This is a genomic window from Synechococcus sp. R3-13 (genome assembly GCF_047462195.1).
Taxonomy (GTDB): domain Bacteria; phylum Cyanobacteriota; class Cyanobacteriia; order Thermostichales; family Thermostichaceae; genus Thermostichus.
The window spans coordinates 1-6,745 of the sequence record NZ_JANSIO010000470.1; the positions used below are offsets into that span (position 1 = coordinate 1).

Annotated in this window: 6 protein-coding genes; 1 reads left to right on the top strand and 5 read right to left on the bottom strand. The window is 61.3% G+C overall.

The annotated features are described in order from the left end of the window. The first annotated feature begins 82 nt into the window (after positions 1-82). The gene (locus NW856_RS13150) at positions 83-730 is read left to right on the top strand and encodes a universal stress protein (protein WP_414400622.1); all 648 of its coding nucleotides are present in this window, start codon (positions 83-85) and stop codon (positions 728-730) included. A gap of 13 nt (positions 731-743) precedes the next feature. Here NW856_RS13150 and NW856_RS13155 read toward each other — a convergent pair whose 3' ends face one another. The 5 genes from NW856_RS13155 to purM all read right to left on the bottom strand — a co-directional run. Further along, positions 744-2,219 (bottom strand): DUF4340 domain-containing protein, encoded by a 1,476-nt coding sequence (locus NW856_RS13155; RefSeq protein WP_414400623.1) that lies wholly within the window; start codon positions 2,217-2,219, stop codon positions 744-746. A 14-nt stretch (positions 2,220-2,233) separates the two neighbouring features. Further along, entirely contained in the window at positions 2,234-3,793 is a 1,560-nt protein-coding gene (locus NW856_RS13160) for a GldG family protein (RefSeq protein WP_414400624.1), read from the bottom strand. Between the two features lie 47 nt (positions 3,794-3,840). Next, positions 3,841-4,626, bottom strand: a complete 786-nt coding sequence (locus NW856_RS13165; RefSeq protein WP_414350648.1) for an ABC transporter permease — start codon at positions 4,624-4,626, stop codon at positions 3,841-3,843. Then, positions 4,623-5,633, bottom strand: a complete 1,011-nt coding sequence (locus tag NW856_RS13170; RefSeq protein ID WP_414400625.1) for an ABC transporter ATP-binding protein — start codon at positions 5,631-5,633, stop codon at positions 4,623-4,625. Before NW856_RS13170 ends, NW856_RS13165 begins: the two co-directional genes overlap by 4 nt. A gap of 215 nt (positions 5,634-5,848) precedes the next feature. Beyond that, the coding region (gene purM, locus NW856_RS13175) for a phosphoribosylformylglycinamidine cyclo-ligase (protein WP_414400626.1) at positions 5,849-6,745 on the bottom strand (897 nt) is incomplete at its 5' end.

Here is a 6,745-nt window from a genome sequence, read left to right on the forward strand (position 1 = left end):
TATCCTAACATAAGATCAACACGACCTAGTTCGTTCAAGATATCTGGGGTTTTCTCGCCCAAATCTTCTACAACACAGATAGGTGGGGCAGAGCAGAGGGGAGCTTGGAGTCGAGGGAAAAGGGGTCAGAGGTCAACCCCGAAGTCACGCTGCTTCTGCCTTGTGCCCCGCTGTTAGCCATCTGGAGGAAGCCGATATGTTCAGCAGGATTTTGGTGGCAGTGGATCGGTCGGAGCTGAGCCAGGGAGTATTTCAAAAGGCCGTCCAAGTGGCCAAGGCCATGCAGGCCCAGATGATGATTCTCCATGTTCTGTCTCAGGAAGAGCCGGGCGCCCCAGAGCCGCCGATGATCCTGGGGGTAGATTACAGCTCCACCATCAGCGCCGAGCTGTGGCAGTCCTACCGGGAGCAATGCGCCATCTTCGAGCAAAACCAGATGGACTACCTGCGCTCGCTGGTGGAGAAAGCGGCTGAGCACGGGATCCGCGCCGAGTACAGCCTCAACTACGGCAACCCCGGTCGGGTCATCTGCGATCTGGCCCGCTCTTGGGATGCGGACTTGGTGGTGGTGGGCCGCCGCGGCCACTCCGGCCTGAGCGAGCTGTTTCTGGGCAGCGTTAGCAACTACGTGCTCCACCGCGCCCCCTGCTCGGTGCTGACGATACAAGGGGAAGCCCTGAAAAAAGCAACCCAAACCGCGGAGGAGAAGACAGCTACCCCTGCTGGCTAAGGCTCTAGGGACTCTAGGGCGAGGGAGTGGGATCTGGTCGCGTGAGTGGGGCAGAGTCCTTGCTCTCCGGCTGGCCTTCCAAGAGGCGATTCACTTCGGTTTCCAGGCTGTTGAAGGTGCTCAGCTCGATCACGGCAATGTCCGGCTGGCGGCTGCTTTGCACGTAGGCCCGCAAGCCAGAGGCGGCCAAGCTCAGGGCCAAGGGATCCTGCTCGGCGTCGGGTTTGGGCTCAAAGGTCAGCCGTAGGTCCGGATCAGACAACACCCTCTGGGCTTCTGCATCAGCTTGTTCCACAAACTCTTTGGCGCGGGCAGCATTTAGGCTGGAGAACAGAGAGCCGAGATCCACAGGCTGGCCCGGTCGCTCCGGGTTTTCCCAGCGCAGCTCCAAGGATCCCTTCTCTGAAGGCCGAGGGGTGAGGGTGACCTTTTCCCCTTGGGATTCTAAGGTGACTTGGCCCACTTGGTTGGCGTTGAGGCGGGCAATGCGGTGATCCCGCAGCTCTTCCAAGTCAGAGCGGAGAATATCGGCGGTGGAGGTGAGCAGGGTGGCTACTGCCGGGTGCTCAGAGGTGATGACGTACACCTGGCCATCTTTCTCCGATCCCAAAGCGACGTTCAGGGTTTTGTCCTCCTCCAGCTCCACCGTCAGGCGGGCGGAAGGCTGCTCCAAGCCATAGGGGGCGAGCTCGTCTTTGGTCTCGGCGGGGAACTCCACGGCCTGCAGGCGGGCCAGAGTATTGAGCAAGCGGTTGACGTTGATCTCATCGGCAGGCAGCTCTCTGGGCTCGACAATCTGCCAAGTAAAGTGCTCCGCACCGCTGGCGCGAACGTCTTGCCGCTGCAGGCGAACAACTTCCGGCTCTGCCTCTGCCAACTGCACTTGCAGGGCCTTCACCTCGGCAGTGTCAAACCGAAGCAAGGTTTTGTCCCGCAAAGCCAGTAGGGAGGGCAACAGGGATCCCTTCTGGGCACTGCTTAGAAGCACCACCTGTCCCCCTTCGGGCTGGGCGTAGAAGCCGGAGCCATCGAAGTTGTCGTTGCCGATGGCTAGGCGGTAGGGATCCCCTTCTTTGGGGAAAAGGGCGATTTGGTGTCGCGGCTGATCCAGGCCAAAAGCGGCCAGGTCGGTGGCCCCCTCTAGAGTGATTTGGGGGGTGAGGCGGGAGAAGGTGTTGAGCAACTGCTCAATGGGGAAGTCCAGCGCCGCTGACTGAATGGGACTGACAATCCGCCAGCGGGATCCCTCTTCTTCTGGAGTGCGCTCCAAAAGGATTTCCAAGTACTCCGCACCGCTGCCGCGAACGGGTTCCCCCTCTTTCTGTTGGCGGATTTCAATGCGGGCAATGGTATCGGTGGCAAAATGGAACAGCCGCGCTCGCTCCGCCTGTTGCTCCTGACGCAGTTGCTGGATGTTGTCCAAGAGGAAGTAGCCCAGCAGACAGGCCACCGCCAAACCCAAAAGAACCCAGGTGGTTCGCTTGAACATACTGGACTCTCCTCCTACCGTCTTTGCCACCACAGGGCAGCTCCGGAACCCAGGGCCGCCAAGGGCAAAAGGACCGTCGATCCCAGCACCAGCCAGCGGAAGTTTTGACCGGTCAGGGTGAGACGGCGATCCGTGATGGATTTGGGGCGGATGGAGATCTGCTCCGTTTGCTCAGTCAGCCAGTTGAGGGTGTTCAAGAAGAGATCCCGGTTGCCCTGCTGCCGCAAGTTGCCGTTGAGGGCAAAGTTGACATTGCCGATCACCACTAGGCGGGCCTCCTGCGGGGATCCTGTGTCGGCCTGGTCGGTGTCCAGACGGCGGGTTAAAGCAACACCCAAGGTGAGGGGGCCGGGCTTGTCCTGATCCGGATCGAATTGCAAGGGGCCACGTTCCGGCTCAGGACTGGTCTCCCCCCAACTTTGCGGGCCGGTGCGCAGCAAGGGCGTGGCTTGGATCCCTTCGCGGGCTTCGGTTTCCACAGAGCGGGCCAGGGGGAACAGGGTCATTAGCCGCTGGGCGGCCAAGGGGGCGGTAATGGGGTGATCCCCGTAGTCAGTAACCAAAGCTACGGCTGGCCCTGTCCTCAGAAGCTGGCTGATGCTGCTCGCCTCCAGGATGATGTCATCCCCCAAGACCACGCCCCACTCTTCCAGCAAGGGATCCAGGCCGGCATCCACCCGTGGCCCGATCAGCAACAGCAGCCGTCCTCCCTCGGCCAGGTAATCCTGCAGTTTCTCCACCTCGCCGGGGAACAAAGCCCGCTGTGGCCCCGCCAGCACCAGGACATTCGCATCCTCTGGGATCCCCGATTGCACCAAGTTGAGGGTCTCTACCCGATAGCCTTCCTGACCCAGGGATGCCGCCGCCTGGGCCAGAGTTGGAGTACCTTCCCTCGCTTCCAGCCCCACTTCCCCGTGCCCTTGCACGAAATAGGCCAGCAACTCCCCTCGGTTGACCACTTTGGACAGGACGGGGGTCAGTTTGCTCTCCAGATCAGGAGCAGGGGGCTGAGGCAGTTGTTGCCGGCTTTCTCCGGCCTCCACCACCAGGGTGTTGTTTTGCGTCACCTGCAGCCGTTGAATGGTCAAGGGATCCCGGTTGGGATCCACAAACTCAAACTGGAAGCGGTTGGGGTTGAGGCGGCGATAGCGCTCCAGTTGTTCCCGCAGATTGGGATCCGGCGCAGTGGTGACCACCCAAACTTTGACCGGTTGCACCAATCCCTGCACCAATTGCCGGGTTTGGGGCGACAGGGTAAACAGGCCCTCCTCGGTGAGATCCAGCCTCAGGTCGTAGCGCACCGCCACCACATTCACCAGCACCAGAATGACGGCCATCGCCGCCGCCGCCACCAGGATGTTGGCGTTGGTCTGGGTGGAACGCAAACCGAGGAAGACCCCCACCTCCTGCCGGTGGGTGATGCCCCAAGCCACCAGCAGGGCCAAACCTGTTGCCAGCATGCTCAGGGGCACAGCCGTCCAACCGGTAAAGGCGGATCCCACCACTAGGCCGATGGCGATGACGCCAATGCCCAGGATCCCTGTCCAGTCCAATAACGCGCGCCAGTCCTTCATAATGCTCCGCACCGCTGCCGCGAACACCGCACTCCTCCCATCTGACCTCAGCTCTGTTGCCAGCGCAGGCTTTCCACCGATTGCACCGTGGCAAACAGCCCCAGGACGATGATGCTCAAGAAAAGAATGAGGCTGCTGCTGCTGAGGATCCCTTGCACCCAGTTGCTATATTGCTGCAGCAAAGACACATGCCGCAGCGTTGCAGCAATCCAGTTTTCCTCCTGGCCGGCTGCCGCGTCGATCACCCAGAGCAACAAAATCAAGCCAAAGGTGGCCACTGCTGCGATGAGGGTGCTGTCTGTCAGAGAAGAGATAAACAACCCCAAGGCCATAACGCTACCCGCCAGCAGGGTTAGGCCCACATAACCCATCAGGGTCAGGCGGTAGTCCACTGCCGGGTTGGCGCTGCTCAGCACCAGCACATGGTAGACCAGCGGCGGCAGCAGCAGCGTGATGAAAAACACCCAGACCGCCAACCATTTGCCCAGGGCCACCTCCAAGTTGGTGATGGGAGAAGTAGCCAGCAGCTCCATCGTGCCTCGCCGCCGCTCCTCGGCATAGGAGCTCATGGTGAAGATGGGCAATAGAAATAAGGAGAGGGTGCCCAAGAGGTTGAGAAACTGCTGCGACAGGATGGTGGCGGCGTCAAAAGGGTTCTCCTGGCCGAACTGGGCGAAAAGATCCACCTGCTGAGAAAAGCTGATCACCCGCACCAGAATATTAAAGAAGAAAAACCCCGCCAGTCCCCAAAACACCGCGGCCACCACATAGGCGATGGGCGAGGTGAAGTAGCCGCGCAATTCCTTACGAAAAATGGCAATTGCTCCGTTCATGCCGCTTCCTCCAGTAGGCCCTCGGATCCCTCTTGCGTAGTGAGCTGCAGGAAAATCTCTTCCAAAGAAGCCTGCGGGCGGCCTATCTCGTAGAGGTCGATCCCTGCCTGCACCAGCACCCTGGCCACCTCCGGGATCCAGCCGTCCGCGGCAGCGTTGCTCTTGAGCTGCACCTGCCAGCGGGAGGGATCCGCCGCCAAGGGCTGTAGGCTCACCACCTCCACTTGGGGCAAAGGCTGCAGGGCCGTCCGGATGGCCATTGCCTCGATTGCCCCCACCACCAGCTTTGCCTGCTGCCGATCCTGGAGCTGGGCTGTCAGCTCGGCAGGCGTGCCAATGGCCGCCACCTGGCCGCGGTTGATGATCACCACTCGGTCGCAGGTCATGCTCACCTCGGGCAGGATGTGGGTGGAGAGGATGATGGTGTGCTCCCCCGCCAGGCTCTTGATGAGCTTGCGCACCTCGATGATCTGCTTGGGATCCAAGCCGATGGTGGGCTCATCCAGGATGATCACCGGCGGGTCGTGAACCAGAGCTTGGGCGATGCCCACCCGCTGCTTAAACCCCTTGGAGAGCTTGCGGATGAGGGTGTGGCGCTTTTCTTCCAGGCTGCACCGCCGGATCGCCTCGTCCACCCGCCTGGGCCGATCGCCAGCGCTGACCCGCTTGATCTGGGCCACAAAGTGCAGGTACGCCTCCACCGTCATGTCGGGGTAGAGGGGTGGGTTTTCCGGCAGATAGCCAATGCGCTGCCGCACCGCCATCGAGTTTTCGTGAACATCAAACCCGGCCACCCGCGCCGTCCCCTCGCTGGCAGGCAGATACCCCGCCAAAATGCGCATGGAAGTGGTCTTGCCAGCCCCATTCGGCCCCAAAAAACCCATGATCTCGCCGGCGTTCACCTGGAAGGAAACATCGCGGATGGCAGTGAAGCTGCCGTAGGTTTTGCTCAGATGCTCAACTTCGATGGCACCCGCGGTTGCACGAGCAGTGGGTAAACCTGTCATCAGCAACTCCTAACCTAGAGGGTCAGCAGCGATTAGCGAACGGTCCAAGGCCGAGTTACCCCTATTCCCAAAGAGGACAAATGTCGGGAAGCAGGCTCGGGCAAGAAGGCGGGCAACAGCGCTGAGGCCACATGCCAACTTAGCATAGCGACGGCGAGGATGAGTCGAGGGAACTGGGATCCCTTTCCCCCTTTTGGTGGGGATCCATCGGTTGGCTAGTCGGCAGGGCTTGTGAGGGATCCCCACTGTTCCAGTCCCAGAACGCGGCTTTCCCCTGGACAGGCCGCCACCACCTCCCCAATGGGGAAGGCTTCGGGGAGCAGGGATCTCACCTGATTTTCCGCCTCAGGGGGGATCACCAGCACATAGCCCACCCCCAGGTTGAAGGTGCGGAACATCTCCAAGGTCTCCACCTGGCCCTGTTCTTGGAGCCAGAGAAACTCCTGTGGGATGGGCCAGCTATGGAGCTGCAGCCGCGCCGCTTGGTTCGGGGCCAAACAGCGGGGCAAGTTTTCCGGGATCCCGCCGCCAGTGATGTGGGCCATGCCGTGGATGGCGATCCCTGCTGCCTGCAGCCGCTGCACCGCCTGCACGTAGATGCGGGTGGGGGTGAGGAATACTTCCGCCAAAGGCCGATCCCAGCCGGGAGGCCGGTGATCCCAGCGCCAACCCCGGTCGGCCACAATCCGCCGCACCAAGCTGTAGCCGTTGCTGTGTAGGCCGCTGCTGGGCAAAGCCAACAGCCGATCCCCAAGCTGTACCCGCGACCCATCCAGAATGGCCGCCTTCTCCACAATTCCCACACAAAACCCGGCCAGGTCGTACTTCCCAGGGGGATAAAACCCCGGCATCTCCGCCGTTTCCCCGCCCAGCAGTTGGCAGCCCGCTTCCTGGCAGCCCGCCAAGATGCCATCGATCACCTGCCACAGGGCTTCTGGCTCCAGCTTGCCAGTGGCCACATAGTCCAAGAAAAACAGCGGCCGGGCCCCCACCGTCAGCACATCGTTGGCACACATCGCCACCAGATCAACACCTACCCCCCGGTGCTGACCCCACTGCTGGGCAATGTCCAGCTTTGTCCCCACCCCATCGGTGCCCGCCACCAACACCGG

What these genes read in the sequence shown, in the direction of transcription:
- NW856_RS13155 (WP_414400623.1), bottom strand. Translation starts at nt 2,219, where the DNA reads ATGTTCAAGCGAACCACCTGGGTTCTTTTGGGTTTGGCGGTGGCCTGT.
- NW856_RS13160 (WP_414400624.1), bottom strand. Translation starts at nt 3,793, where the DNA reads ATGAAGGACTGGCGCGCGTTATTGGACTGGACAGGGATCCTGGGCATT.
- NW856_RS13170 (WP_414400625.1), bottom strand. Translation starts at nt 5,633, where the DNA reads ATGACAGGTTTACCCACTGCTCGTGCAACCGCGGGTGCCATCGAAGTT.
- NW856_RS13165 (WP_414350648.1), bottom strand. Translation starts at nt 4,626, where the DNA reads ATGAACGGAGCAATTGCCATTTTTCGTAAGGAATTGCGCGGCTACTTC.